General features: G+C 64.7%; 20 protein-coding genes. 10 read left to right on the top strand and 10 right to left on the bottom strand.

What is annotated here, in order from left to right:
• The first annotated feature begins 11 nt into the window (after positions 1-11).
• From L630_RS0106605 to L630_RS0106595, 3 genes are all read left to right on the top strand, one after another.
• A complete protein-coding gene (locus L630_RS0106605; RefSeq protein WP_024847483.1) occupies positions 12-2,087 on the top strand; it encodes an acetate--CoA ligase family protein in 2,076 nt (691 codons plus the stop codon).
• A 2-nt stretch (positions 2,088-2,089) separates the two neighbouring features.
• Complete coding sequence (locus L630_RS0106600; RefSeq protein ID WP_024847482.1) at positions 2,090-2,872, top strand: carnitinyl-CoA dehydratase; 783 nt, start codon at positions 2,090-2,092, stop codon at positions 2,870-2,872.
• Between the two features lie 83 nt (positions 2,873-2,955).
• Positions 2,956-3,456 carry a GNAT family N-acetyltransferase gene (locus L630_RS0106595; RefSeq protein WP_024847481.1) on the top strand — a complete coding sequence of 167 codons (501 nt, stop codon included), beginning with the start codon at positions 2,956-2,958 and terminating at the stop codon, positions 3,454-3,456.
• 3 nt (positions 3,457-3,459) lie between these two features.
• Here L630_RS0106595 and L630_RS0106590 read toward each other — a convergent pair whose 3' ends face one another.
• The 7 genes from L630_RS0106590 to puuE all read right to left on the bottom strand — a co-directional run bounded on the left by L630_RS0106590 (position 3,460) and on the right by puuE (position 11,762).
• Entirely contained in the window at positions 3,460-5,118 is a 1,659-nt protein-coding gene (locus L630_RS0106590) for an ABC transporter ATP-binding protein (protein ID WP_024847480.1), read from the bottom strand.
• Positions 5,118-5,942, bottom strand: coding sequence for an ABC transporter permease (locus L630_RS0106585; protein ID WP_024847479.1), 825 nt, complete (start codon positions 5,940-5,942; stop codon positions 5,118-5,120). The genes L630_RS0106590 and L630_RS0106585 overlap by 1 nt, the downstream gene beginning before the upstream one ends.
• A gap of 9 nt (positions 5,943-5,951) precedes the next feature.
• The gene (locus L630_RS0106580; protein ID WP_024847478.1) at positions 5,952-6,905 is read right to left on the bottom strand and encodes an ABC transporter permease; all 954 of its coding nucleotides are present in this window, start codon (positions 6,903-6,905) and stop codon (positions 5,952-5,954) included.
• A 7-nt stretch (positions 6,906-6,912) separates the two neighbouring features.
• Positions 6,913-8,505 carry an ABC transporter substrate-binding protein gene (locus L630_RS0106575; protein WP_024847477.1) on the bottom strand — a complete coding sequence of 531 codons (1,593 nt, stop codon included), beginning with the start codon at positions 8,503-8,505 and terminating at the stop codon, positions 6,913-6,915.
• A gap of 437 nt (positions 8,506-8,942) precedes the next feature.
• Entirely contained in the window at positions 8,943-9,443 is a 501-nt protein-coding gene (locus tag L630_RS0106570) for an ureidoglycolate lyase (protein ID WP_024847476.1), read from the bottom strand.
• A 45-nt stretch (positions 9,444-9,488) separates the two neighbouring features.
• Positions 9,489-10,316, bottom strand: a complete 828-nt coding sequence (locus L630_RS0106565; RefSeq protein ID WP_024847475.1) for a bifunctional allantoicase/(S)-ureidoglycine aminohydrolase — start codon at positions 10,314-10,316, stop codon at positions 9,489-9,491.
• A gap of 12 nt (positions 10,317-10,328) precedes the next feature.
• Positions 10,329-11,762, bottom strand: coding sequence for an allantoinase PuuE (gene puuE, locus L630_RS0106560; RefSeq protein ID WP_024847474.1), 1,434 nt, complete (start codon positions 11,760-11,762; stop codon positions 10,329-10,331).
• 172 nt (positions 11,763-11,934) lie between these two features.
• On the opposite strand from puuE, the gene uraH reads away from it, so the two are divergent.
• Genes uraH through xdhC form a run of 4 tightly spaced genes read left to right on the top strand, consistent with a single transcriptional unit; the run spans position 11,935 to position 16,965 of the window.
• Positions 11,935-12,300, top strand: a complete 366-nt coding sequence (gene uraH, locus L630_RS0106555) for a hydroxyisourate hydrolase (protein ID WP_024847473.1) — start codon at positions 11,935-11,937, stop codon at positions 12,298-12,300.
• Between the two features lies 1 nt (position 12,301).
• Entirely contained in the window at positions 12,302-13,777 is a 1,476-nt protein-coding gene (gene xdhA, locus L630_RS0106550; RefSeq protein WP_024847472.1) for a xanthine dehydrogenase small subunit, read from the top strand.
• 1 nt (position 13,778) lies between these two features.
• A complete protein-coding gene (xdhB, locus tag L630_RS0106545) occupies positions 13,779-16,136 on the top strand; it encodes a xanthine dehydrogenase molybdopterin binding subunit (RefSeq protein ID WP_024847471.1) in 2,358 nt (785 codons plus the stop codon).
• A gap of 16 nt (positions 16,137-16,152) precedes the next feature.
• A complete protein-coding gene (xdhC, locus tag L630_RS0106540) occupies positions 16,153-16,965 on the top strand; it encodes a xanthine dehydrogenase accessory protein XdhC (RefSeq protein WP_024847470.1) in 813 nt (270 codons plus the stop codon).
• Between the two features lie 138 nt (positions 16,966-17,103).
• Here xdhC and L630_RS0106535 read toward each other — a convergent pair whose 3' ends face one another.
• Complete coding sequence (locus tag L630_RS0106535; protein WP_024847469.1) at positions 17,104-18,027, bottom strand: LysR family transcriptional regulator; 924 nt, start codon at positions 18,025-18,027, stop codon at positions 17,104-17,106.
• 146 nt (positions 18,028-18,173) lie between these two features.
• Here L630_RS0106535 and L630_RS0106530 point away from each other — a divergent pair, with 146 nt between their 5' ends.
• From L630_RS0106530 to L630_RS0106520, 3 genes are all read left to right on the top strand, one after another.
• A complete protein-coding gene (locus L630_RS0106530) occupies positions 18,174-19,391 on the top strand; it encodes a urate hydroxylase PuuD (RefSeq protein WP_024847468.1) in 1,218 nt (405 codons plus the stop codon).
• A gap of 181 nt (positions 19,392-19,572) precedes the next feature.
• Positions 19,573-20,883 carry a guanine deaminase gene (guaD, locus tag L630_RS0106525; RefSeq protein WP_024847467.1) on the top strand — a complete coding sequence of 437 codons (1,311 nt, stop codon included), beginning with the start codon at positions 19,573-19,575 and terminating at the stop codon, positions 20,881-20,883.
• Positions 20,880-22,151 carry a glycerate kinase gene (locus tag L630_RS0106520; protein WP_144708864.1) on the top strand — a complete coding sequence of 424 codons (1,272 nt, stop codon included), beginning with the start codon at positions 20,880-20,882 and terminating at the stop codon, positions 22,149-22,151. The genes guaD and L630_RS0106520 overlap by 4 nt, the downstream gene beginning before the upstream one ends.
• On the opposite strand, the gene L630_RS0106515 is transcribed toward L630_RS0106520, so the two are convergent.
• Positions 22,148-23,596 (bottom strand): UdgX family uracil-DNA binding protein, encoded by a 1,449-nt coding sequence (locus L630_RS0106515; protein WP_024847465.1) that lies wholly within the window; start codon positions 23,594-23,596, stop codon positions 22,148-22,150. The genes L630_RS0106520 and L630_RS0106515 overlap by 4 nt on opposite strands.
• Positions 23,596-24,831 (bottom strand): putative DNA modification/repair radical SAM protein, encoded by a 1,236-nt coding sequence (locus L630_RS0106510; protein ID WP_024847464.1) that lies wholly within the window; start codon positions 24,829-24,831, stop codon positions 23,596-23,598. The genes L630_RS0106515 and L630_RS0106510 overlap by 1 nt, the downstream gene beginning before the upstream one ends.
• Between the last annotated feature and the right edge of the window lie 39 nt (positions 24,832-24,870).

The following is a 24,870-nucleotide window of genomic DNA, read 5'->3' as shown; positions in this document are numbered from 1 at the left end:
GGGGGGCATAGTTGAACCGGCTTGATCGGCTGCTGCGTCCCAAGACCATTGCCGTTGTCGGCGGGGGTGGATTTGCGCCGAAGGTCGTCAGGCAGTGCCTCAAGATGGGATTTGCTGGCGAAGTCTGGCCGGTGCATCCGTTGCGCGACGAGGTAGCGGGCGTCAGTGCCTTTGGCAGCGTTGCCGATCTTCCCGGGCCGCCCGATGCCGCCTTCATCGGCGTCAACCGGTACCTGACCATCGACATCGTTCGCGAACTCGCGGCACGCGGCGCGGGCGGCGCGGTGTGCTTTGCCGCCGGCTTTCTTGAAGCGGATGGCGATGATGCGGACGGTGCGCGGCTGCAGCGCGAGCTGGTGGAAGCGGCCGGTAACATGCCGATCATCGGCCCGAACTGCTACGGCCTGATCAACTATGCCGATGGGGCGCTGCTCTGGCCTGATCAGCATGGCGGCCAGCGTCTCGCCGAGGGCGGACGCGGCGTCGCGATCCTCACCCAGTCGTCCAACATCGCCATCAATATGACGATGCAGAAACGCGGGCTGCCGATCGCCTATGTGTTGACAGCTGGCAACCAGGCGCAGACGGGCCTCTCCCAAATGGCGCTCGGGCTGATCGAGGACGAGCGGGTCAGCGCGCTGGGCCTGCACATCGAGGCGTTCGACGACATCGCGGGCTTTGTCGAAGTGGGTCGCCGCGCCCGCGAACTCGGCAAGCCGGTCGTGGCGATGAAGGTTGGCCGCTCGGAGGCCGCGCGAACCGCCACCATATCGCACACGGCCTCGCTGGCGGGCTCAGATGCGGCATCCGATGCGTTCCTGCGCCGGCTCGGCATCGCACGTGTTAGCTCGATCCCGTCCTTCCTTGAGACGCTGAAACTGCTCCACGTGATCGGCCCGCTGAAAGGGCGGCGGCTGTCGTCGATGAGCTGTTCCGGCGGCGAAGCCTCGATCATGGCGGACGCGGCCGAAGGGCGGTGGGTGACGTTCCCGAAGCTCGACCCGGCACATGCCGAGCGGGTGCGCGCGACGCTCGGGCCGCTGGTCGCGATCGCCAACCCGCTCGACTACCACACCTTCATCTGGAACAACGAACCGGCGATGGCGGCGACCTTCACCGCCATGGTGTCGGGCCGCTTCGACCTCAACCTGCTGGTGCTCGATTTTCCCCGTGCCGACCGCTGCTCGGATGCCGACTGGTGGCCGACGGTGAACGCGTTCCAGACCGCGCTGAAAAGCAACGAGGCCAGAGGCGCCATCGTCGCCTCGATGCCGGAAAACCTGCCCGAGGAATACTGCGAGAAGCTGATCGCGTGCGGGATCGCGCCGCTGATGGGGATCGACGAAGCGCTCGATGCGGCCGAGGCCGCCGCCTTCATCGGCGAGGCCTGGGCGCGGGAGTGCGATTTTCAGCCGGCGGAGATCTTCACCGGGGCTTCAAACGGCCTGAATGGCAGCCATCCGGACGAGGCAGATACGAAGAAGCTGCTGCGCTCTGCCGGCCTGCCGGTGCCAGAAGGCATGCACGCCGCGAGCATCGCGGAAGCCGAGGAGGTTGCAACGCTGCTGGGCTATCCGGTCGCGGTCAAGGCGCTGGGCATCGCGCACAAGTCCGAGGCGGGCGCAGTGCGGCTCAACCTGCGCGATCCGGCGGCGGTGCGCACTGCCGCTGGCGACCTGCTGCCGCTCGGCACCGGGCTTTATGTCGAGCGGATGATCGAGGGTGCGGTGGCCGAACTCATCGTCGGCATCACGCGCGATCCGCTTTTCGGGCCGGTGATGACGGTTGGCATCGGCGGCCTGCTGGTCGAGCTCCTTAAGGACTCGGTCACGATCCTGCTACCGACTTCCTGCCGCGAAGTCGACGTTGCGCTGAAGGGCCTGCGCATGCACGCGCTGCTGGAAGGCTATCGCGGCCGCCCGGTCGCCGATCGCGAGGCGGCGGTCGCTGCCATCCTTGGCGTTGCCCGCTTTGCGCTCCAGAATGCCGGAACGCTCGAGGAACTCGACATCAATCCGCTGATCGTCTGCGAAAAGGGCAAGGGCGCCTGGATCGCGGACACGCTGCTGGTGACACGGAGGGAGTAAGCATGAGCGACGTGATCAAGACCCGCCGGGAGGGGGCGATCCTCGAAGTCACGCTCGACCGGCCGAAGGCGAATGCGATCGACCTCGCGACGAGCCGGCTGATGGGCAAGACCTTCGAAGCGTTCCGGGACGATCCGGAGCTGCGCGTCGCGATTGTGAAGACCGCCGGCGACAAGTTCTTCTCGGCCGGCTGGGATCTGAAGGCTGCGGCTGCCGGGGATGCGGTCGATGGCGACTATGGCGTCGGCGGATTTGGCGGGCTGCAGGAACTGCGCGACCTCAATAAGCCCGTAATCGCCTGCGTGCACGGCATGGCGGTGGGCGGCGGCTTTGAACTGGCGCTGTCCTGCGACCTCATCTACGCCTCGGACACTTCCTCTTTCGCGCTGCCTGAAATCAGGGCGGGAACGCTGGCGGATGCGGCGACCGTCAAGCTGCCCAAGCGCATTCCCTATCACGTGGCGATGGACCTGCTGCTGACCGGCCGCTGGATGGACGCGATGGAGGCGCATCGCTGGGGCCTCGTCAACGAGGTGCATCCGGCAAGCCAGCTGGAGGAACGCGTCTGGGACGTCGCGCGGCTGCTCGCGGCCGGCCCGCCGCTGGTTTTCGCCGCGATCAAGGAGGTCGTCCGCCGCGCCGAGGCGATGGAGTTCCAGGACGCGATGAACTGGATCACCAAGCGCAAGTTCCGCACGGTCGACGAGCTCTACGCGTCGGAAGACAATCTCGAGGGCTTCAAGGCGTTTGCCGAAAAGCGCGATCCGGTTTGGAAGGGGCGGTGAGGGCCCGCGACAGCCTGCAAAAAAGCGTGTGCCAGCGGTGACGGAGCGTTGACGGCGGCGGACGATCGGCTAGTGATCCGCGCATGTCTGATACTGCCCTTTCTCCCGTGCTGCCCGTCACTTCGGACGCGCTGCCTGCCATCCTCGAACTCAACAACGAGCACGCGTGTGAGCTCTCATGGCTCGAGCCGGAGCGGCTCGCGCATCTCGTCTCCGAGGCGTTCTGGACAGCGCGGGTGGGGGAGGCCGACGCCTTCCTGCTCACCTTCGATCAGGATGCCGACTACGACAGCCCGAACTTCCTGTGGTTCAGGGACCGCTATCCGCGCTTCGTCTATGTCGACCGGATCGTGGTGGCGAAGCATGCGCGTGGGCGCGGGCTGGCGCGAAAGCTTTACGAGCAGGTGTTCGCCAGGGCTCAGGCGGCGGGCCACTCCGTCGTCGGCTGCGAAGTCAACTTCAATCCGCCCAACCCAGAGTCGGACGCCTTTCACGCCGCGATGGGCTTCGAGGAAGCCGGCCTCGCCGACGTCTATGGCGGCGAGCGCACCGTACGCTATCTGATCCGCAGGCTCCAAGCCTGATCCTCAGTTGCCGGCGCTTGCCATGCGCCGGCCGGAAATCGCCCGCTCGAGCCAGCCCACCTCCATCTCTGGCACGGACGACAACAGCAGGTCCGTGTAGTCGTCGAAGGGCGGCGTCAGCACCTGCGACTTCGGCCCGTAGCGCACGACCTCGCCGCGATACATGACTGCGATGGAGTCGGCGATTGCTTTCACCGTTGCGAGGTCATGGGTGATGAAGAGGTAGGCGACGTCCTCTTCCGCCTGCAGGTCGAGCAGCAAGCGCAGGATGCCGTGCGCGACCAGCGGGTCGAGCGCCGAGGTGACCTCGTCGCAGATGATCAGCCTCGGCTTCGCCGCCAGCGCGCGGGCTATGCAGACGCGCTGCTTCTGCCCGCCCGAGAGCTCGGCGGGATAGCGGTCGGCAAAGCCCTTGCCCATCTCGATCTTATCGAGAAGCTCGGCAACTCGCGCATCGCGCTGGCGTCCGCGCATGCCGAAATAGAACTCAAGCGGCCGGCCGATGATCTCCGCCACCGTCTGGCGCGGGTTCATGGCGACGTCCGCCATCTGGTAGATCATCTGCAGCTCGCGCAGGTCTTCGCGCTGCCGGTCGGCAAGCCGGTTCGCCAGCGTCCGCCCGGCAAAGGTGATGGTGCCTTCCATCGGCGGGAGGAGGCCGGTGATGGCGCGGGCGAGCGTCGACTTGCCGGAGCCGGATTCGCCGACGACGGCCAGCGTCTGGCCCGGATGGATGTCGACTGAGACGTCCTTCAGCACCCTGATCGCGCCGTGTCCATAGGCGGCAGTCACGTTCTTCACTGACAGGATCGGGCTGCTGGTCGCCGGCTTTTCCTGGTGGTCTATCCTGTGCACCGAGACGAGCTGATTGGTGTATTCCTGTCGGGGCTCCTTGATGATCTGCTGCGTGTCGCCCCATTCGACCAGTTTGCCGTTGCGCAGGACAATGATCTCGTCCGCGATCTGGGCGACGACGGCGAGGTCGTGGGTGATGTATAGCGCGGCAACGCCGGTGTCGCGGATCGCGTCCTTGATTGCCGCGAGCACGTCGATCTGGGTGGTGACGTCGAGCGCGGTGGTCGGCTCGTCGAAGACGATGAGGTCGGGTTCCGAGCAAAGCGCCATGGCCGTCATCACGCGCTGGAGCTGGCCTCCCGAGACCTGGTGCGGGTAGCGGTTGCCGATATTGTCGGGATCGGGAAGGCTGAGCTTGCGAAACAGGGCCTTCGCCCGCTTTTCCGCCTCGGCGCGGCTGGCGGTTCCGTGCTGGAGTGCCGCCTCCACCACCTGATCCATCAGTTTGTGGGCGGGGTTGAAGGCGGCTGCCGCCGACTGGGCGACATAGCAGACCTCGCGGCCGCGTATCCTGCGGATGCCGCGTTTCCCCGCCTTGAGGATATCGCGGCCGTTGAGCAGAACCTCGCCGCCGGTAATGCGCACGCCACCGCGGCCATAGGCCATCGAGGAAAGGCCGATGGTGGACTTGCCGGCGCCGGACTCGCCGATGAGGCCGAGCACCTTGCCGCGTTCGAGCGTCAGCGACACGTCATGGACGATGGTGATGTTCTTCGGCGGCTCGCCGGGCGGATAGCTCGTCGCCTCGATTCTGAGGTTGCGGATCTCGAGGAGGCGGCCGTCGTGCTTCGGAGCGGGATTTGCCATCAGCCGCGCCCTCCCTTCAGGCTCGAGGTTCGGTTCAGCACCCAGTCGGCGACGAGATTGACCGAGATGGCGAGTGCAGCGATGGCCCCGGCCGGGATCAGCGCCGCCGGAATGCCGAAGACGATACCTTCCTTGTTCTCCTTCACCATGCCGCCCCAGTCCGCCTCCGGCGGCTGCACGCCAAGGCCGAGGAACGACAGCGCCGAGAGGAACAGTACGGCGTAGATGAAGCGAAGGCCGAGTTCCGAAACGAGCGGTGACAGCGCGTTGGGCAGGATCTCGCGGAAGATGATCCAGGCATTGCCTTCGCCTCGCAGCTTGGCCGCCTCGACGAAGTCCATGACGTTAATGTCGGCGGCGACCGCGCGCGACAGGCGATAGACGCGTGTCGAATCCAGGAGGCCCATGACGAGGATCAGGGTGATGATCGTCGAAGGCAGCACCGACAGCACCACCAGGCCGAAGATTAGCGTCGGGATCGACATCAAAAGGTCGATGAAGCGCGACATCAGCGTGTCGAACCAGCCGCCGACGACGGCTGCCGTGAAGCCGAGGATGGCGCCGAGCGAGAAGGATAGCGCCGTCGCTGCGGCGGCGATGAGCACGGTGGTGCGGGCGCCGTAGATCATGCGCGAGAGCAGGTCGCGGCCGAGATTGTCGGTACCGAGCAGAAACTGCTCGGACATCGGCTCCCACACCCCGCCGACGATCTCCGCCTTGCCGTAGGGCGCGATCCACGGCGCGAAAATCGCGCAAAACAGAAACAAAGCGGTGAAGAAGAGGCCGATCCAGGCGCTGACGGTGATGGTCTTGATGTCGAACATCCGCCGCTCCTACCGTGGGTGCCGCAGGCGCGGGTTGGAGACGATGGCCGCAATGTCCGCGATCATGTTGAGCGTGATGTAGACGGCCGCGAAGATCAGGCCGACGGCTTGCACCACCGGGACGTCGCGCTTGGTGACGTGGTCGACGAGATACTGGCCCATGCCGGGATAGACAAAGATCACCTCGATGACGACGACGCCGACAACGAGGAAGGCAAGGTTCAGCATCACCACGTTGACGATCGGGGCGATGGCGTTCGGGAAGGCGTGGCGGCGGATGATGTCGAACTGTGACAGGCCCTTGAGCTCCGCCGTCTCGATATAGGCCGACTGCATCACGTTCAGGATCGCAGCGCGCGTCATGCGCATCATGTGCGCCAGCACGACGAGGGTGAGCGCGGTGGCGGGCAGAGCGATCGCCTTCATGCGGTCACCGAACGACATCGCCTCATGCACAGTCGAGAAGCTCGGGAACCAGTTGAGCTTCACCGCGAAGAAGAAGATCAGCACGTAGCCGATGAAGAATTCGGGCAGCGAAGTCGAGGCGAGTGCGAAGCCTGAGATCGCCTTGTCGATCCAGCCGTTGCGGTAGCGCACGGCGAGCATGCCGAGGATGAGCGCGAGCGGCACCGACACGACCGCCGCCCAAAAGGCTAGGAACAGCGTGTTTTTCAGCCGCGGCCAGATTGAGGTCGCGATATCCATGCGATTGGAAAGGGCGGTGCCGAGGTCGCCGGTGAGCAGCCCGCCGAGCCAGGTGAAATAGCGGACGATGGCTGGTTCGTTGAGCCCGAGTTCACGGCGCAGGTTTTCGAGCGCCTGCGGCGTGGCCGACTGGCCGAGGATCGAGGCCGCGACGTCACCGGGCAGGATTTCGGTTCCCGCGAAGATCAGGACGGAGACGGCGAAAAGCAACAGGATGCCCAGCGCGATGCGCTGGGCTATGAGTTTCAGGATCTGCATTGGCCCGTCAGCCCTGCTGCAGCCAGACGCGGGTCGCCGCCCTCAGGTTCGAGGTTTCGTGGTTCGGGTCGCGGACCCAGCCCTGGACCTCCTCGCGACGGGCGTCGATGAAGTCGTTGAACATCGGCAGGATGAGGCCGCCGTCATCGCGCACCTTGAGCGCCGCCTCGCGATAGAGCTCGGCGCGCCGCTTCTGGTCGAGCTCGGCGCGGGCCTCAAGGATGATCTTGTCGAAGCCCTCGTCGAAGAAGCGGGTGTCGTTCCAGTCCGCGCCGGAGATGTAGGCGGTGGAGTACATCGAATCCTGCGTCGGTCGTCCGCCCCAGTAGGAGGCGCTGAAGGGCTGCTTGTTCCAAACCTCGGTCCAGTAACCGTCGCCAGGCTCGCGCTGGACCTGCAGTTCGATGCCGGCTTTGGCGGCCTGCTGCTGGAACAGCTGCGCCGCGTCGACCGCGCCGGGGAAGGCGACGTCCGAGGTGCGCAGCAGGATCGGGCCGCTGTGGCCGGACTTCTGGTAGTGGAACTTGGCCTTCTCCGGATCGTAGACGCGCTGCTCAATATCGGTTGGGAACAGGGCGTAGGACTCGTTGATCGGGAAGTCGTTTCCGATCGTGGCATGGCCCATCAGGATCTGGTTGACCATCTGCTCGCGGTCGATCGCGAGCTTCAGGGCCATGCGCAGGTCGTGGTTGTCGAACGGCGCCGTGTTGCAATGCATGATGAACACGTAGTGGCCCTTCGACGGGGTGCTCTCGATGTGCACGCCCGGCGCCCGCGACAGCAGCGCCACGGTGCGTGGCTCGACGCGGTTAATGATGTGCACCTGGCCCGACTGCAGCGCCGCCATGCGGGCGGTGGCGTCGTTCATCACGATCACCTCGACCGAGGCGACGTGGCCGACATCGTCGCGCCAGTAGCCGTCATATTTTGTGCTGACGTGGCGCACGCCCGGCTCGTTGACCTCGACCTTGTAGGGGCCGGTGCCGATGCCTTCGTCCGGTTTGTCGTAGCCGCCGTTCGGCTGGATCACGAGGTGGTAGTCGGTCAGGAGCAGCGGCAAATCCGCATTGCCATGTTCCAGCTTGAAGACGACATTGTCGCCGTCGACAGCAATGTCGCCGAGGCCGCGCAGGACGCCGAGCGCGGCGGACTCGGTCTTTTCGTCCGAATGGCGGCGGATGGTCTGGGCAACGTCTTCCGGCGTCAGCTCCTTGCCATTGTGGAAGGTCACGCCCTTGCGGATCTTGAAGCGCCATTCCTTGGCGTCATCGGACGCTTCCCAACTCTCGGCGAGGACCGGCTGCGGCGAGCCATCTTCAGGGGACTGGAGGACCAGCAGTTCGCCCCAGGTGGAGCCGAAGTTCTGCGGCACCTGAGTCAGCCACTTGGCGGGATCGAGGCTGTTTGTGGATTCGCCGCCCGTTAGCCCCATGCGCAGGTCGCCGCCCTTCTGTGGCCCCTGCGCCCTGACGGCGTTTGCGAGGAGCGAGTTCGCTACGGTAGCCGAGACGCCCAGCGCAGCAGCACGGCCGAGGAAATCCCGGCGGCTCAAACGACCCATGGCAACGTGACGGCTCAAGAAATCAAGTTCGCTGGACATGTAGTAATGCTCCTCACCCGATTGATCTGTCGGACCCATTGACTTGGGCTGCGTGAACCGCGCCTCGTTGCCGACATATTGGAGCCAAAATAGTCCGGGCCACAAGGCGTTGTGCGACACGTAATGGCGTATTTTTTAGTCGCCTAATGTCCGGAAATAGCTTTGGTGTATCGCGTAAGATTCAACTTAAGGATGATTTATACATATAATGTATAGATGTATAACTATGGCTGCCGATAGCGGATTGCCCCACTCCTAAGTCACCACCCTGCAAGGGAGAATCGTGCTGAAGTAGCGTCGGGTTCAGGGCTGCCGCCGCGACGCGGAGAAGAAATTCAACTGCAGCTGAAACGAATGACGTAACGTCAGGTTGCAACGAAATGCGACAATGACGCGCTTGTCCGGTGTCGCTTTCGGTAGCCGAAAAGTGGAAGAAGCTATTCCGGCAGCCTGATTTCCCAGGGCTCCTCGAAGAAATATTCCTCGAGGTTGCTGCCATCGCCGCCGCGGTCGACGACGACGAAGTCCTGTGGCGCACCGATCGGCGTCAGCACGCCGTGCCAGCGGTTGGCCGGGTAGTTCACGCCCTGGCCGGGCGAGGTGATGAACGCATGCGGCCGGCCGGGCCGGCCGTTCTCATCATGACAGACGATCACCAGGAAAGGTGCCGGCGACAGTGGCACGAATGCCTGGCTGCCAAGCGGATGGCGTTCGACCATGGTGAGCTTCAGCGGCAGGTCGTACGGCGTGCCCTTGAAGATCGACACCAGCACCCGCGCATTTTCGCCCAGCGCTTCGACCTTGCACAGATCGTGATAGCGCTCGCATTTGCCGCCATTGATCGGGTAGTGCGTGTCGCAGTCGGTGTCGATGACGTCGCCAAATTCGGCAAACGCCTCGCGCGTCAGCGGCCGGGCGGTGATGATGCGGTTGCTCATGCGGACGTCCTGCACGTTGAGATGGCGATATCCCCACCAACCATCCTACCTGAACGCCAGCTTGGCGTGGCGGTTGACGTCCTTGTAGAGGAGGTAGCGGAATTTTCCCGGACCGCCCGCGTAGCAGGCCTGCGGGCAGAAGGCGCGCAGCCACATGAAGTCGCCAGCCTCGACCTCGACCCAGTCGCGGTTGAGCTTGTAGACCGCCTTGCCCTCCAGCACGTAGAGGCCGTGCTCCATCACATGCGTTTCCTCGAACGGGATGACGCCGCCTGGCTCGAAGGTGACGATGGTCACATGCATGTCGTGGCGAAGATCTGCTGGATCGACGAAGCGTGTCGTTGCCCAGGCACCGTTGGTGTCGGGCATGATGGAAGGCGCAATATCCTTCTCGTTCAGAAACAGCGGGTCCGGGACGTCCAGCCCCTCGACGAAGTCGTAGGCCTTGCGGATCCAGTGGAAGCGCGCGGTCTCAGAGCGTTCGTTGCGGAGCGCCCAGCCGCTTGCAGGCGGCAGATAGGCATAGCCGCCGGGGATGAGCGCGTGCTTTTCGCCGTCGAGCGTAACGGTGATCTCGCCCTCGACCACAAACAGGACGCCCTCGGCATCCGCGTCGGGTTCAGGCTGGTCGCTGCCGCCGCCGGGAGCCACTTCCATGATGTATTGCGAGAAGGTCTCCGCGAAGCCGGAGAGAGGGCGCGAGATGATCCAGAGCCGGGTCTTGTCCCAGAAGGGTAGGTAGCTGGTGACGATGTCGCTCATCACGCCCTTTGGGATCACCGCATAAGCTTCGGTGAAGATCGCGCGGCCGGTGTGCAGCTCCGTCTGGGGCGGCAGGCCGCCGTGAGGGGCGTAGTAGCTTCTGTCACTCATCTGTCTCGTCCCTCAGGCTGGCAGGATGTCTCTCAGCCGCAGCTCAGCAATGCGCTCCACCTGCTTGCAGGCGGTAGCGAACTCGGTGTCGCGGTCGTTGTTGATGCGCGTCTGGAAGGCGGCAAGGATGCTTGCCTTGGTGTTGTCCTTGACGGCGATGATGAACGGGAAGCCGAATTTTTCGACATAGGCCGTGTTCAGCCGCGTGAAGGCCTCGCGCTCCTCATCGGTCAGCGCGTCGAGGCCGGCGGAGGCCTGCTCATTGGCTGATTCTGGCGTCAGGCGCTTTGCCTGCGCCAGCTTGCCGGCAAGGTCGGGATGTGCGCGCAGGACGCCGAGCCGTTCCTCCTCGCTTGCCGAACGGAAGATGCGCGCGAGCGCGTTGTGCAGGCCGCCGGCGGAATCGTGCGCGGGGCCAAGCTCGAGGTCGAAGGCGCGCTCGGCGATCCAGGCCGAGTGCTCGAAGATGCCGCCGAACTTTGCCACGAACTCTTCGCGCGACATGCGGCTCGGGCGCAGCGGGTGCGGCTTGTAGGGATGATGCTCGCGCCAATGGGCGGCGATCTGCCCGCGCGTCGGCAGCCACACCTTGTCGTGGCTCTTCACGTAGTCGATGAAGCGCTTGAGCGACGCGGCGCGGCCGGGGCGGCCGATCAGGCGGCAGTGCAGGCCGATGCTCATCATCGCCGGCCGGCCCGCCTTGCCCTCGGCATAGAGCGTGTCGAACGTGTCCTTGAGGTACGCGAAGAACTGGTCGCCGGAGTTGAAGCCCTGCGAGGTGGCAAAGCGCATGTCGTTGGCATCGAGCGTGTAGGGGATCACCAGCTGCGGCGGGATCGGATTGCCGTGACCGTCGTGGTCGAGCCAGTAGGGCAGGTCGTCGTCATAGGTATCGGAGATCCAGTCGAAACCGCCTTCGGCCGCCGACAGGCGCACGGTCCAGACAGAGGTGCGGCCGAGATACATGCCGCGCGGGCGCTCGCCGACCACCTCCGTGTGGAGGCGGATGGCCTCGAGAAGGTCATTGCGCTCGGATTCCTCGTCGTGATCGCGATAGTCGATCCAGCGCAGGCCGTGGCTGGCGATTTCCCAGCCCGCTTCCTTCATCGCCGCGACTTGGTCGGGCGAGCGGGCAAGGGCTGTGGCAACGCCGTAGACCGTGACCGGAACCTCGGCTTCCGTGAACATGCGATGCAGCCGCCAGAAGCCGGCGCGGGCACCGTATTCGTAGATCGACTCCATGTTCCAATGGCGCTTGCCGGGCCAGGGCGCCGCGCCGACCACTTCCGACAGGAACGCCTCGGACGCGGCGTCGCCGTGCAGGATATTGTTCTCGCCGCCTTCCTCGTAGTTGACCACGAACTGCACCGCGACATGGGCGCCGCCCGGCCACTTCGGGTCCGGCGGGTTCTGGCCGTAGCCGCGCATGTCTCTGGGATATCGCATTACCTTCAGTCCTCGTTTGTCCGCAGGATAATTGAACAAATGCAGGCGCATTCCCATCGGAAAATTTGAAAGTCTTTTTGGCGCTTTCGCCGCTGCCATTTGCATCCGATGCAATAGGTTGCGAAGATCGAAGGCAATCCCAACGCCGGAAGATGCGGGGCAGGAGAAAATTATGGCGCAGGCAGGGGCCGGGAGGCTTACAACCCACGTTCTCGATACCGCTTCGGGCAAGCCCGCGGCGGGTCTGAAGATCACGCTTTACCGGATCGAGGGCGAGACGCGGCAGAAGGTGAAGGACGTTGTCACCAACCATGACGGCCGCTGCGATGCGCCTGTGCTCGAGGGTGACGCCTTCCAGACCGGTGTCTACGAACTCGTCTTCCACGCCGGCGACTATCTGCGCGCGAGCGGCGCGAAGCTGCCTGACCCGCTGTTCCTCGACGAGATACCGATCCGCTTCGGTATGGCCGAGCGGGCCCACTATCATGTCCCGCTGCTGATCTCGCCGTTCGGCTACTCGACCTATAGGGGGAGCTGAGATGGCCCAGCCGGTTCGCCGCGAAATCCGCTTCATCCTCAACGGCGAGACGGTCACGCTCCCGGACGTCAAGCCGGACGAACTGCTGCTCGACTTCCTGCGCCTGCGCCGGTCGCTGCGTGGCAGCAAGGAAGGCTGCGCTGAGGGCGATTGCGGCGCCTGCACGGTGCTGGTCGGCCGGCTGACGGGCGGTGAGCTCGTCTATGAATCCGTCAACGCCTGCATCCGCTTCCTCGGCTCGCTCGATGGCTGCCACGTCGTGACGGTCGAGCACCTTCGCGGCGAGAATGGCGGGCTGCATCCGGTGCAGCAGGCGCTGGTCGATTTTCATGGCTCGCAGTGCGGCTTCTGCACGCCGGGCTTCGTCATGTCGCTCTATGTGCTGTGGATGCGAGAGCCGAGCCCGTCTGATGCGCGGATCGAGAAGGCGCTGCAGGGCAATCTCTGCCGCTGCACTGGATACGAGTCGATCATGCGCGCGGCCCGCGCGATCTCGTCCTATGGCGAGGCTGGTCGCGATCTGCTGGCGAAGGAGCGAACGGACATTGCCGCCCGGCTTGCCGCGCTCAAGGATGGCGCGCGCGTCGAGATTGGGTCGGGCAAGAACCGGCTGATCGTTCCGGCTTCGGTCGACGATTTCGCCGAGATCTACGCCGCCGAGCCGGCGGCGACTGTCGTCGCGGGATCAACCGACGTTGGCCTGTCGGTGACCAAGCAAATGCGCGACATCTCGCCGGTCATCTTCATCGGCGGGCTGGAGGAGCTACAGACCATCACCGAACACCAGGACGGCATCCGCATCGGCGCCGGTGTCAGCTATACGCAGGCGCGAGATTTCCTGGCGGCTCGCGTCCCGGCGCTGGGCGCGCTGGTCGACCGCATCGGTGGCGAGCAGGTGCGCAACATGGGCACGATCGGCGGCAATATCGCCAATGGTTCCCCGATCGGCGATACGCCGCCGCCGCTGATCGCACTAGGCGCATCGGTCACGCTGCGGCACGGGAATGTCCGCCGCTGCATCCCGCTCGAAGATTTCTTCATCGCCTATGGCAAGCAGGACCGGGCTCCCGGCGAGTTCGTGGAGTCGGTCCATGTGCCGCTTCCGGCGCCAGACGCGCATTTTGCCGTCCACAAGATCTCCAAGCGCCGCGACGAGGACATCACGGCAGCGCTGGGCGCCTTCAATGTGCAGGTGCGCGAGGGCAGGGTGGCCGCCGCACGGATTGCCTATGGCGGCATGGCCGCGACGCCGAAGCGGGCAAGGGCGGTGGAGCAGGCGCTGATTGGCCAGCCGTGGACCGAGGAAACGATCGTGGCGGCGCAGGCGGCATATGCGACCGACTACACGCCGCTCACCGACATGCGCGCGACGGCGGAGTACCGCCTGCTGGCAGCGAAAAACCTGCTGTTGCGGTTCTATCTCGAAACCACCAGTGCGGCGAAGCCGTTCAGGGTCAAGCGCTACGAGGAGGCGTGAGATGGGCAATCATCCAGTCCAGGACCTCAAGGCGACCCGCATCAAGGGCGGCGTCCATGCGCCCGAGCGGCACGATTCCGCGCACAAGCATGTTTCCGGCACCGCCATCTACATCGACGACATGCCGGAGCCGGCGGGCACGCTACATGCGGGGCTGGGGCTTGCCGGCGTCGCGCATGGCATCATCAAGTCGATGGACCTTTCGGCGGTGCGGAGCGCGCCGGGCGTGGTCGCTGTGCTGACCGCGAAGGACATTCCGGGCACTAACGACATCTCGCCGTCCGGCATGAACGACGATCCGATCCTTGCCGACGGCAAGGTCGAGTTCCACGGCCAGCCGATCTTCTGCGTGATCGCCGAAACGCGCGCGCAGGCACGCCGCGCCGCGCGGCTCGCCAAGGTCGAGTACGAGGAGCTGCCGGGCGTCTTCGACATCAGGGACCTCGACTTCGACAGCCACCCGCAGGTGTTTCCGCCGCTGACGCTGAAGCGCGGCGAGGCGACAGAGGCGATTGCGCAGGCGCCGCGGCGGGTGAAGGGTCGGATGCTGCTTGGCGGGCAGGATCATTTCTACCTCGAGGGGCAGGTGTCGATGGCCGTCCCCGGCGAGGATGACGAGGTGACGGTCTACTGCTCGACACAGGGGCCAAGCGAAACACAGCACATGGTGGCGCATGCGCTGGGCATTGCCTCGCATGCCGTCACTGTCGAGGTACGGCGCATGGGCGGCGGCTTCGGCGGCAAGGAAACGCAGGCGAACCAGTGGGCGGTGCTGGCGGCAATCGCGGCCAAGAAGCTCGGCCGGCCGGTGAAAATTCGCCTCGACCGCGATGAGGACATGGCCGCGACCGGCAAGCGGCACGACTTCGCCATCGACTATGAGGTCGGCTTCGACGAGGAAGGCCGCATCCTCGGCGTCGACTACATCTTTGCGCTCAGGGCCGGCTTCTCGGCCGACCTGTCGGGCCCGGTGGGCGACCGCGCCCTGTTTCACTGCGACAACGCCTATTTCTTCCCGCATGTGCATGCGAAGTCGGCGCTCTTGAAGACCAACACCGTCTCCAACACAGCCTTTCGCGGCTTCGGCGGCCCGCAGGGCATGGTGGGTGCCGAGCGCGTGATCGAGGAAGTGGCGTTTGCGGTCGGCAAGGATCCGCTCGAGATCCGCAAGCTCAACTTCTACGACCCAATGGGCAGCGACGGCGGGCGCAACCTCACGCCCTATCACCAGAAGGTTGAGGACTGCATCATCCAGCAGATCGTCGCCGAGCTGGAGGAACGCGCCGACTATGCTGGCCGCCGCCGCGAGATCGCCGCGTTCAATGCCAACAGCCGCGTCATCAAGCGCGGCATTGCGCTGACGCCGGTCAAGTTCGGCATCTCGTTCACCAAGACCGAGTCCAACCAGGCCGGTGCGCTGGTGCATATCTATGCCGACGGTTCGGTGCACATGAACCACGGCGGCACCGAGATGGGGCAAGGGCTGCATCTCAAGGTGGCGCAAGTGGTGGCCGAGGAACTGCAGATCGACCTCGACCGGGTGCGCATCACCGCCACCACGACTGGCAAGGTGCCGAACACCTCGCCGACGGCGGCCTCATCGGGCGCCGACCTCAACGGCATGGCGGCGCAGGACGCAGCGCGGCAGATCAAGAAGCGGCTGATCGATTTTGCGGCGGAAAAGTACGGCGTGCCGAAGGAACAGGTCGTGTTCCTGCCAAACCGCGTTCGGGTCGGCAACCAAGAGATCCCGTTCAACGAGATCGTGCGCCAGGCCTATGTCGCGCGTGTGCAGCTGTCGGCGGCGGGCTTCTACAAGACGCCGAAGATCCACTGGGACCGCTCAGCCGGCAAGGGCCACGCCTTCTACTACTTCGCCTATGGCGCGGCATGCTCGGAAGTGTCGGTCGACACGCTGACCGGCGAGTACGTTCTGGAACGCACCGATATCCTGCACGACGTCGGCCGCTCGCTGAACCCGGCGATCGACCAAGGACAGGTCGAGGGGGGCTTCATCCAGGGCGCCGGCTGGCTGACCACGGAAGAACTGGTCTGGGACGAGAAGGGCCGGCTGCGCACGCACGCGCCTTCGACTTACAAGATCCCGCTCGCCTCCGACCGCCCAAAGATTTTCAATGTGGCGCTGACCGACTGGTCGCAGGCTTACGAGCCGACGATCCACCGCTCGAAGGCGGTCGGCGAGCCGCCGCTGCCGCTCGGCATTTCGGTACTGCACGCGCTGTCGGACGCGGTGGCGAGCGTCGCGGATCACAAGATCTGCCCGCGGCTCGATGCGCCGGCGACGCCGGAGCGCGTGCTGATGGCGATCGAGCGGCTGAAGGCCGAGTCCGGACGATAGAACGGTGGCGCAGGGCATGACCCCGCAGGCGCGACAGCTTCACGACTTCCTTGCCGCGTCGCCCGGCCTCGCGCTGGTCGAGATCAGCGAGGCGAAAGGCTCGACGCCGCGCGAGGTGGCTACCTGGATGCTGGTCTCGCCGACCGGCATCTTTGGCACCATCGGCGGCGGCCAGCTCGAATTCATGGCGGTCGCCCGCGCCCGTGAGATGATCGCTCAGAGGATCGGTACGGCGAAGCTCGACGTTCCGCTCGGCCCGGAGATCGGCCAGTGCTGCGGCGGGCGGGTGACGATCGACCTTGCGCTGGTTGATGACGAACTCAGGCAGACGTTTCCCGCCCGCATCGCGGTCGAGGAGGAGACCCAGCCGAATGTCTTTCTGTTCGGCGGCGGGCATGTCGGGCATGCGCTTGCCAATGCCCTGTCCCTCCTGCCGCTGACGACGACGCTGGTGGAGACGCGGCCGGAGGAACTTGAGGGTGTCCCCGAAGGCATCAGGACCATCGGAACCGCGGTGCCGGAAGAGGTCGTGCGCGACGCGCGGCCGGACTCGGCCTTCGTGGTGCTCACCCACGACCATTCGCTGGATTTTCTGATCGTCGCCGAGGCGCTGGCGCGCGGCGATGCTGCTTATGTCGGCATGATCGGTTCGAAGACGAAGAAGGCGACCTTCCGCAGCTGGTATCTTCGCGAGGCGGGCGGAACCGAAGAGAGGTTCAGCAGGCTGATCTGCCCGATCGGCGGCACCGAGGTGAAGGACAAGCGGCCCGCCGTCATTGCCGCGCTGGTGACGGCCGAGCTCCTGCGCTACCTTCCCTCAAGAGGCTGAAGAAGCCCGGCGGAACCGTTTTACCCCTCAGGGTGTTTCTTTCACGAAACAAACTGAGGGAAGTACCATGAACAGCATCATCTATATCGTCGGCCTGGTGGTCATCGTCGTTGCCATCCTGTCGTTCCTTGGCATCGGCTAGGCCTTGCCGGACAGGATCTCGCGGATCATTCGCTGGCAACGCTCCGCCATGAAGTCGAGCAGCAGGCGGACCTTGGGATCCTGAAACTTCTTATGCGGGAAAACTGCGGCAAGCTGCACCGGCGGCGGCGGATTGTCCGGCAGGACGATTTTCAGCCTGCCATCCCGCAGGAATGGCTCGATGTCGAAGCGCGGCTTGTTGATGATCCCGCGACCCGCGAGCGCCCAGCCGGTAATCACGTCACCATCATCTGAATCAAACGGCCCGCGGACCTCGACCCTTCGCGGGCCTTCCGGCGTCTTGAGTGTCCACACGAACTCCTGCGCGCCCGGAAAGCGCAGTAGAAGGCAGTCGTGCCTGTCATTGACGAGGTCCTGCGGCGTCTTCGGCTCGCCCCGGCGCTCCAGATAGGACGGAGCCGCGGCCAGCACGCGCTCGCAGTCCATGATCCCGCGCATCCTGAGGCTGGAATCCTCCAGGTGTCCAAGACGGAAGGCGACGTCGATGCCTTCCTTCATGATGTCGACATGACGGTCGGAAAGGCGCAGTCGCACCTCGATGTCGGGATAACGGTCGTGGAATTCCGGAATGCCGGACGCGATCAGCCGGCGGCCGATGCCAAGCGGAGCGGTGACGCGGATCGTGCCGCGCGGCTGGCCTGAAAGAGCGGTCACCGCCGCATCGGCTTCGGCCACGGCATCCAGTACTTTGCGCGCGCCTTCGTAAAAGACACGGCCGTGCTCGGTCGGTGAAAGCTGACGCGTTGTGCGGTTGAACAGGCGCACACCGAGGTACTTTTCCAGCTCCTTGATGCGGTTGGAAGCAACAGCGGGGGAAATGCGCAGGTCCCGCCCGGCAGCCGAGAGATTGCCAAGCTCGACCACCCGCACGAAGACGGCGATGTTGTCCAGATAGGCCATGTTGCTCGCTCCCCTGTCGGTCTTGAGCTACCATTTTCGCGATTTTTTTGAAAGTCATCGTGGCTCTTCCCTCTTTCGGATTGAACCACTTCCCGTAAGCTGCGCAGTGACAAGAATGCTGGGCGCACCAGCTATCGGGGACAAAGATGAACGACTACGCGATTTTCTGGGAATGGCTATCGTTTGGCGTGCGCTGGCTGCACGTCATCACCGCGATCGCCTGGATCGGCTCGTCCTTCTACTTCATCGCACTCGACCTCGGCCTCGTGAAGCGGGAGGGCATGCCGGAAGGCGCGCATGGCGAGGAGTGGCAGGTCCACGGCGGCGGCTTCTACCACATCCAGAAATATCTGGTCGCGCCGGCGCGAATGCCTGAGCACCTGACCTGGTTCAAGTGGGAGTCCTACTTCACGTGGATGTCGGGCTTCTTCCTGCTCGCCATCGTCTACTACGCGGGCGCGGACCTTTACCTGATCGATCCGAACGTCCTCGACGTGTCGCAGCCAGTGGCGATCCTGATCTCGATGGGTTCGCTGGTGCTCGGCTGGCTGATCTACGACCAGCTCTGCCGCTCGAAGCTCGCGAACAACGACACGCTGCTGATGCTGGTACTGTTCCCGATCCTGGTTCTGATCGCCTGGGGCTACACGCACCTCTTCACCGGCCGCGCGGCTTTCCTGCATCTCGGCGCGTTCACCGCGACGATCATGTCGGCGAATGTGTTCCTGATCATCATTCCGAACCAGAAGATCGTGGTGGCCGACCTGATCGCCGGCCGAAAGCCCGACCCGAAGTACGGCAAGATCGCCAAGACCCGGTCGCTGCACAACAACTACCTGACGCTGCCGGTCATCTTCCTGATGCTGTCGAACCACTACCCGCTGGCCTACGCCACCGAGTTCAACTGGGTAATCGCATCGCTGGTATTCCTGATCGGCGTGCTGATCCGGCACTACTTCAACACGGTCCACGCACGGAAGGGCAACCCGCACTGGACCTGGGGCGCGGCGGCGGTGCTGTTCGTTATCATCATGTGGCTGTCGACGGTGCCGTCCGCGCTCACCGGCAAAGAGAAGCCGTCGCCGTCAGCTGAGCGCTTCATGCAGTCGACCCATTTTGCGGCCGTGCGCGACACCGTCATGGGCCGCTGCTCGATGTGCCACGCGGCCGAGCCTGCCTGGGACGGCATCCACTTCACGCCGAAGGGCGTGCGGCTCGACACCGACGTCGCTGTCGCCGAGCATGCCCGCGAGATCTACCTGCAGGCCGGCCGCAGCCATGCCATGCCGCCCGCCAATGTCTCCGGCATAACGAAGGAAGAACGCGCGCTGATCGTCGCCTGGTTCGAAGAGGCGGTGAAGTGAAGGATTTAGGCGTTGGGCGCTGCCCCTCATCCGCCCTTCGGGCACCTTCTCCCCGTGAACGGGGAGAAGGGAAGGCGGAACGGTCGCGGCAGTCGTTCCTCTCCCCGCTTGCGGGGAGAGGATGCCGGCAGGCAGGTGAGGGGCAATGCCAACGCTTCGCCTCGCAAGAAGGACACCACCGATGACCGAACGCCTGCTTCGCGGCCGCACTCTTTCGTTTCGTTCCAAGCCAGAATCCGTCGATGACCGCGCCTCCTACGTCTATGAAGAAGACGGAGGGATCCTCGTCCGTGACGGCAAGATCGCCGCGATCGGCCCCTACGCGCTGGTCGGGGAAAAGGCCGGTGACGTTCCGGTCGAGGACCATCGTCCGCACCTGATCCTGCCCGGCTTTATCGATGCGCATGTGCATGTGCCGCAGATGCAGGTGATCGCGTCCTACGGCGCCGAGCTGCTCGACTGGCTCAACACCTACACCTTCCCGGAGGAGACAAAGTTCATCGACGCGCAGCACGGCCGCCGCATCGCGCGGCTGTTCTGCGACGAGATCATCCGCAACGGTACGACGACGGTTGCCGCCTATTGCTCAGTGCACCGCCAGAGCGTCGATGCCTTCTTCGCCGAGGCGCTGTCGCGCGACATGCTGGTGATTGCGGGCAAGGTGATGATGGACCGCAACGCGCCGGACGGCCTGCGCGACACCGCGCAGTCTGGCTATGACGACACCAAGGCGCTGATCGCCGAGTGGCACGGAAAGGGCCGGCTGCGCTATGCGGTCACGCCCCGATTTGCCATCACCTCGACGCCGGAACAAATGGAGCTGGCTGGCGCGCTGATGCGCGAGCATCCGGACCTCCACATGCAGACGCATCTTTCGGAGAACAAGGCGGAGATCGCCTTCACGCAAGAGCTCTATCCCGCCTCCACAGACTACACCGACGTCTATGCCCGTTACGGTCTGCTCGGCCCGAAGGCGCTGTTCGGCCACTGCATCCACCTGTCGGACCGCGAGGCGGATGCGCTGTCGGAAAGCGGCTCGGTCGCCGTGTTCTGCCCGACCTCCAACCTCTTCCTTGGCTCCGGCCTGTTCGACTGGCAGGGCTATTCGAAGCGCTCAAAGCCGGTGCGAATCGCGGCAGCGACCGATGTCGGCGGCGGCACCTCCTATTCGATGCTGCGGACGATGGACGAGGCCTACAAGGTCGTGGCGCTGCAGGGGGAGAAGATGAACCCGTTCGCGGCCTTCTGGCAGATGACGCTCGGCAACGCCAAGGCGCTGTCGCTGGATGAGCGCATTGGCACGCTGGATGTGGGCACCGATGCCGACCTCGTCGTGCTGGACGCGACGGCGACGCCGGCGATGGCGCTGCGCATGGAAACCGTAAAATCGCTTGCCGAGGAACTGTTCGTGCTGCAAACGCTGGGCGATGATCGTGCCGTGAGGGAAACCTACGTTGCCGGTCGCCCCCTGAAGCGCGAACTGACGGCCTGAAAGTGATTACTGATCCACGCGAATTCTTCACCGCGCTGTTCAACGCGGCGGTTGCTGCCGCCGACCCGGAAAAGGCGATCCGCCAGTTCCTGCCCGCAAAGCCGAAAGGCCGCACCATCGTCATTGGGGCCGGCAAGGGCTCGGCGCAGATGGCTGCTACCTTCGAAAAGGCCTGGGACGGGCCGATCGACGGCCTTGTCGTCACCCGCTACGGCTATGGCTGCGCGTGCGAGCGGATCGAAGTGATCGAGGCGGCGCATCCGGTGCCGGACGAGGCTGGTCTCGTTGCCTCGAAGCGGCTGTTCGAGAAGCTCGAGGGGCTGACGAGCGATGACCTGGTCGTCGCGCTGATTTCGGGCGGCGGCTCGGCGCTGCTGCCTTCGCCGCCAGAAGGTATGACCCTTGCCGACGAGATCGCGGTCAACGAGGCGCTGCTTGCCTCCGGCGCGCCGATCTCGGCGATGAACACGGTGCGCAAGCATCTTTCGACCATCAAGGGCGGGCGGCTGGCGCTGGCGGCGCATCCGGCAAAGGTCGTTTCGCTCCTCGTCTCGGACATTCCCGGCGACAACCCTGCCTTCGTGGCGTCGGGCCCGACGGTCCCTGATTGTGCGACCCGGCAGGATGCGCTGGCGATTGTCAATGCCTACCGGCTGAAGCTGCCGGAGGCTGCGATGCGGCATCTTGAGACGGATGCTGCGAACGCGCCCATGCCCGACGATCCGCGGTTTGCGGGCAACGAGGTTCACGTCATTGCCTCTGCCGCACGCTCGCTCGAAGCGGCGGCTGCAGAGGCTGAAAAGCGCGGGATCAAAGCGGTGATCCTGTCTGACTCGATGGAAGGCGAGGCGCGCGAGGTGGCGGGCGTTCACGCGGCGATGGCGCGCGAGATCGCGACGCGGGGGCGGCCATTTGAAAAGCCAGTGCTGCTGCTGTCGGGCGGCGAAACAACCGTGACGATCCGCGAAAAGGGCGGCAAGGGCGGACGCAACAGCGAGTTCCTGCTTGCGTTCGCGTTAGGAGTCGAGGGTGTCGAAGGGGTTCATGCCTTTGCTGCCGATACCGACGGCATCGACGGTTCCGAGAACAATGCCGGCGCTTTCGCCGACTACACCTCGGCCGGCCGCATGCGGGCGGCCGGCGCGGACCCCAAGGCGGCGCTGATGCGCAACGATGCCTGGACGGCGTTTTCGGCGGTCAATGACCTGTTCGTGCCGGGCCCCACCGGGACCAATGTCAACGACCTGCGGGCGATCCTGATCGTTTAGGCGGCGAGCTTCGCCACCGCCTGCATGTCCTTGAGGAAGCGGCCGCGCTCTGCGCGCGCCTCTTCTTTCTCGCGGATGCGCAGGATGAAGGACGGGTGGATGGTAAGAAACACCTTCAGCCCGTCCTCCCGCGTAACGGTTTGGCCGCGCATGCGGGTGATGGGAACCGCCTTGCCGAGCAGGGACTGGGCAGCCGTCGCGCCCATCGCCACCACCAGCTCTGGCCTGATCATCTTCAGCTCGTTGTCGATCCACCAGCGGCAGGCGCTGACTTCACCCGCATTCGGCTTCTGGTGCAGGCGGCGCTTGCCGCGCGGCACGAACTTGAAGTGTTTCACCGCATTGGTGACGTAAAGCTTCTCGCGGTCGATCCCTGCCTGTTCGATCACCTCGTCGAACACGCGGCCGGCCGGACCGACGAAGGGGCGTCCCGCCAGATCCTCCTGGTCGCCCGGCTGCTCACCCACGAAGACGATCTTCGCGTTTTCAGGTCCTTCGCCGAAAACGGTCTGGGTGGCGTCGCGCCAGAGCGGGCAGCGGCGGCAGCCGTCAGCCTGCGCGCGCAGCTCGGCAAGGTTGCTGGCGACCTCGGGGACCTCTTCCTCCGAAGCCTTCTTCCAGACGCGTTCCTGGATCTTCGCATGGTGGGGAGCCGGCATGGTCGGCATCGTCTCCAGCATCTTGCGGGCAGCGGCGTCCGCGCCCTTTATCAGATCCGGAATAAGCGAAGCCTCCGGAAGGTTCCGCCAGTACTTCTTCGGCATCTCGGCCTGCATCGCCTTCACCTTGAGACGGGCCGGGTTGAAGATGCTGGAGAAATAGGTGCGCCAGAGCTCGTTGGAGGTATCCTCGCGCGGAACGTCGCTGCGGGTGGCACCGGGGCCGATCGACAGCTTTTCGCCATCCCAGTCGGCGGAGGCGTGCGGCGTGAAGATCGTCCAGCGCATGCCGGTAAAGCGGCGGATGAAGAATGGCGCGTTGCGCTCAACGATGTAGTGCTCCGGCTCGAACCAGGCGACGTAGCGCTCGTCCTCGCCTTCGCCGATGCGCACGAAACGGACGAAGGCGCGCATCTTGTGGATGTCGCGGCGAACCGACTTTGCCATCTCGCGCAGCACGGCGACGTCCGGGTCGGAGGCAATCTTGAGAAGGTGCGGCTCGTCGCGCATGCGCCAGAGCAGCCGGTAGAGAAGGGCAAACCGCGCAGGGTCGCGATGGCAGATGACGCCCTCGGCGATGTCGACGAACTCGCGAGGCACGTTGAGGATTTTGCCGTCCGGCAATTCCGGCAGGGGAACGCCGCCAGCGCCGAACAGGTCGGCGGAGGCTTGCGTCTGCCAGACGATGTCCTGCGGCTGAACGTCGTTCAGCACCAGCCTGCGGGCGGCATCGCGCCAGCCAGCAAAGTCCGTCTCCCCTGCGAGCGTAACCGAATAGCTGACCATCAGAATAGCGACAGCTGCTTGGGTTGGGGCGCAAGCCGCTGGCGCAGGTTCAGCGCATCGGTCGACCCGCCGGGGCTCCAGCCGTCCGCGATGATGAAGGGTCTTACCTTGGCGATCGACACGCACAGGCGGCCGACGTCTTCCAGTCTGAGCCTTCGGTAGCGCCTGATGTCGAGGATGCGCTTGACCACCTTCGAGCCGATGCCGGGAATTCGCAGCAGCATTTCGCGGGGGGCGCGGTTGACGTCGACCGGGAAGACGTGGCGGTTGGCGAGCGCCCAGGCAAGCTTGGGGTCGATCTCGAGGTCGAGCATCCCGTTCGGCTGCGCGGCCACGATCTCGTCCTTTTCGAAGCCGTAGAAGCGCATCAGCCAGTCGGCCTGGTAGAGCCGGTGCTCGCGCATCAGCGGCGGACGGATCAGGGGAAGCGCGGAGGACGAATCCGGGATCGGGCTGAACGCCGAATAGTAGACGCGGCGGAGTTTGTAGCCGGAATAAAGTCGCGAAGAAGTCGTCAGGATCTCCGCGTCGGTGGTGGCGTCAGCGCCGACGATCATCTGCGTCGACTGCCCGCCCGGCGCGAAGCGCTGCTTGCGCTTCGTCTGCAGGGTCGGCTCAGCCTTCTCCTCGATCTTGAGGCGCAGGTTCGCCATCGAGACGCGGATCGTCTCCGGTTTCTTCTGCGGGGCCAGGCGCTTCACGCCCTCGTCAGTCGGCAGCTCGACATTGATCGACAGGCGGTCGGCGTATAGCCCGGCCTGCTCGATCAGTTCGTCGCTCGCCTCAGGGATCGTCTTGAGGTGGATGTAGCCCTGGAAAGAATGATCGATGCGCAGACGCCGGGCGATCTCGACCATCTCGGCCATCGTCTCGTCAGGTGAGCGGATGACACCGGAGGAGAGGAACAGGCCCTCGATATAGTTACGCTTGTAGAAGTCGAGCGTGAGCCTCACCACCTCGTCGACGGAGAAGCGGGCGCGGCGCACGTTGGATGACGAACGGTTGATGCAGTAGGCGCAGTCGTAGATGCAGAAATTCGTCAGCAGGATTTTTAGGAGCGAGATGCAGCGCCCGTCGGGGGCGTAGGAGTGGCAGATGCCGCTCCCTTCGGTCGAGCCGATGCCTTTGGACTTGAGCGAGTTGCGGCCGGCGGCACCGGAAGACGCGCAGGACGCATCGTACTTCGCAGCGTCGGCGAGGATGCTGAGCTTTTCACGGAGGGACAGACCAGACATATGTTCTACATATGTTCCGGACGAACTTCCGTCCAATCA

The organism is Aminobacter sp. J41 (assembly GCF_000526635.1).
In the GTDB taxonomy this organism is placed as follows: domain Bacteria; phylum Pseudomonadota; class Alphaproteobacteria; order Rhizobiales; family Rhizobiaceae; genus Aerobium.
Note: the sequence above shows the minus strand (reverse complement) of the source record. Positions and strands in the feature narration are given on the sequence as shown.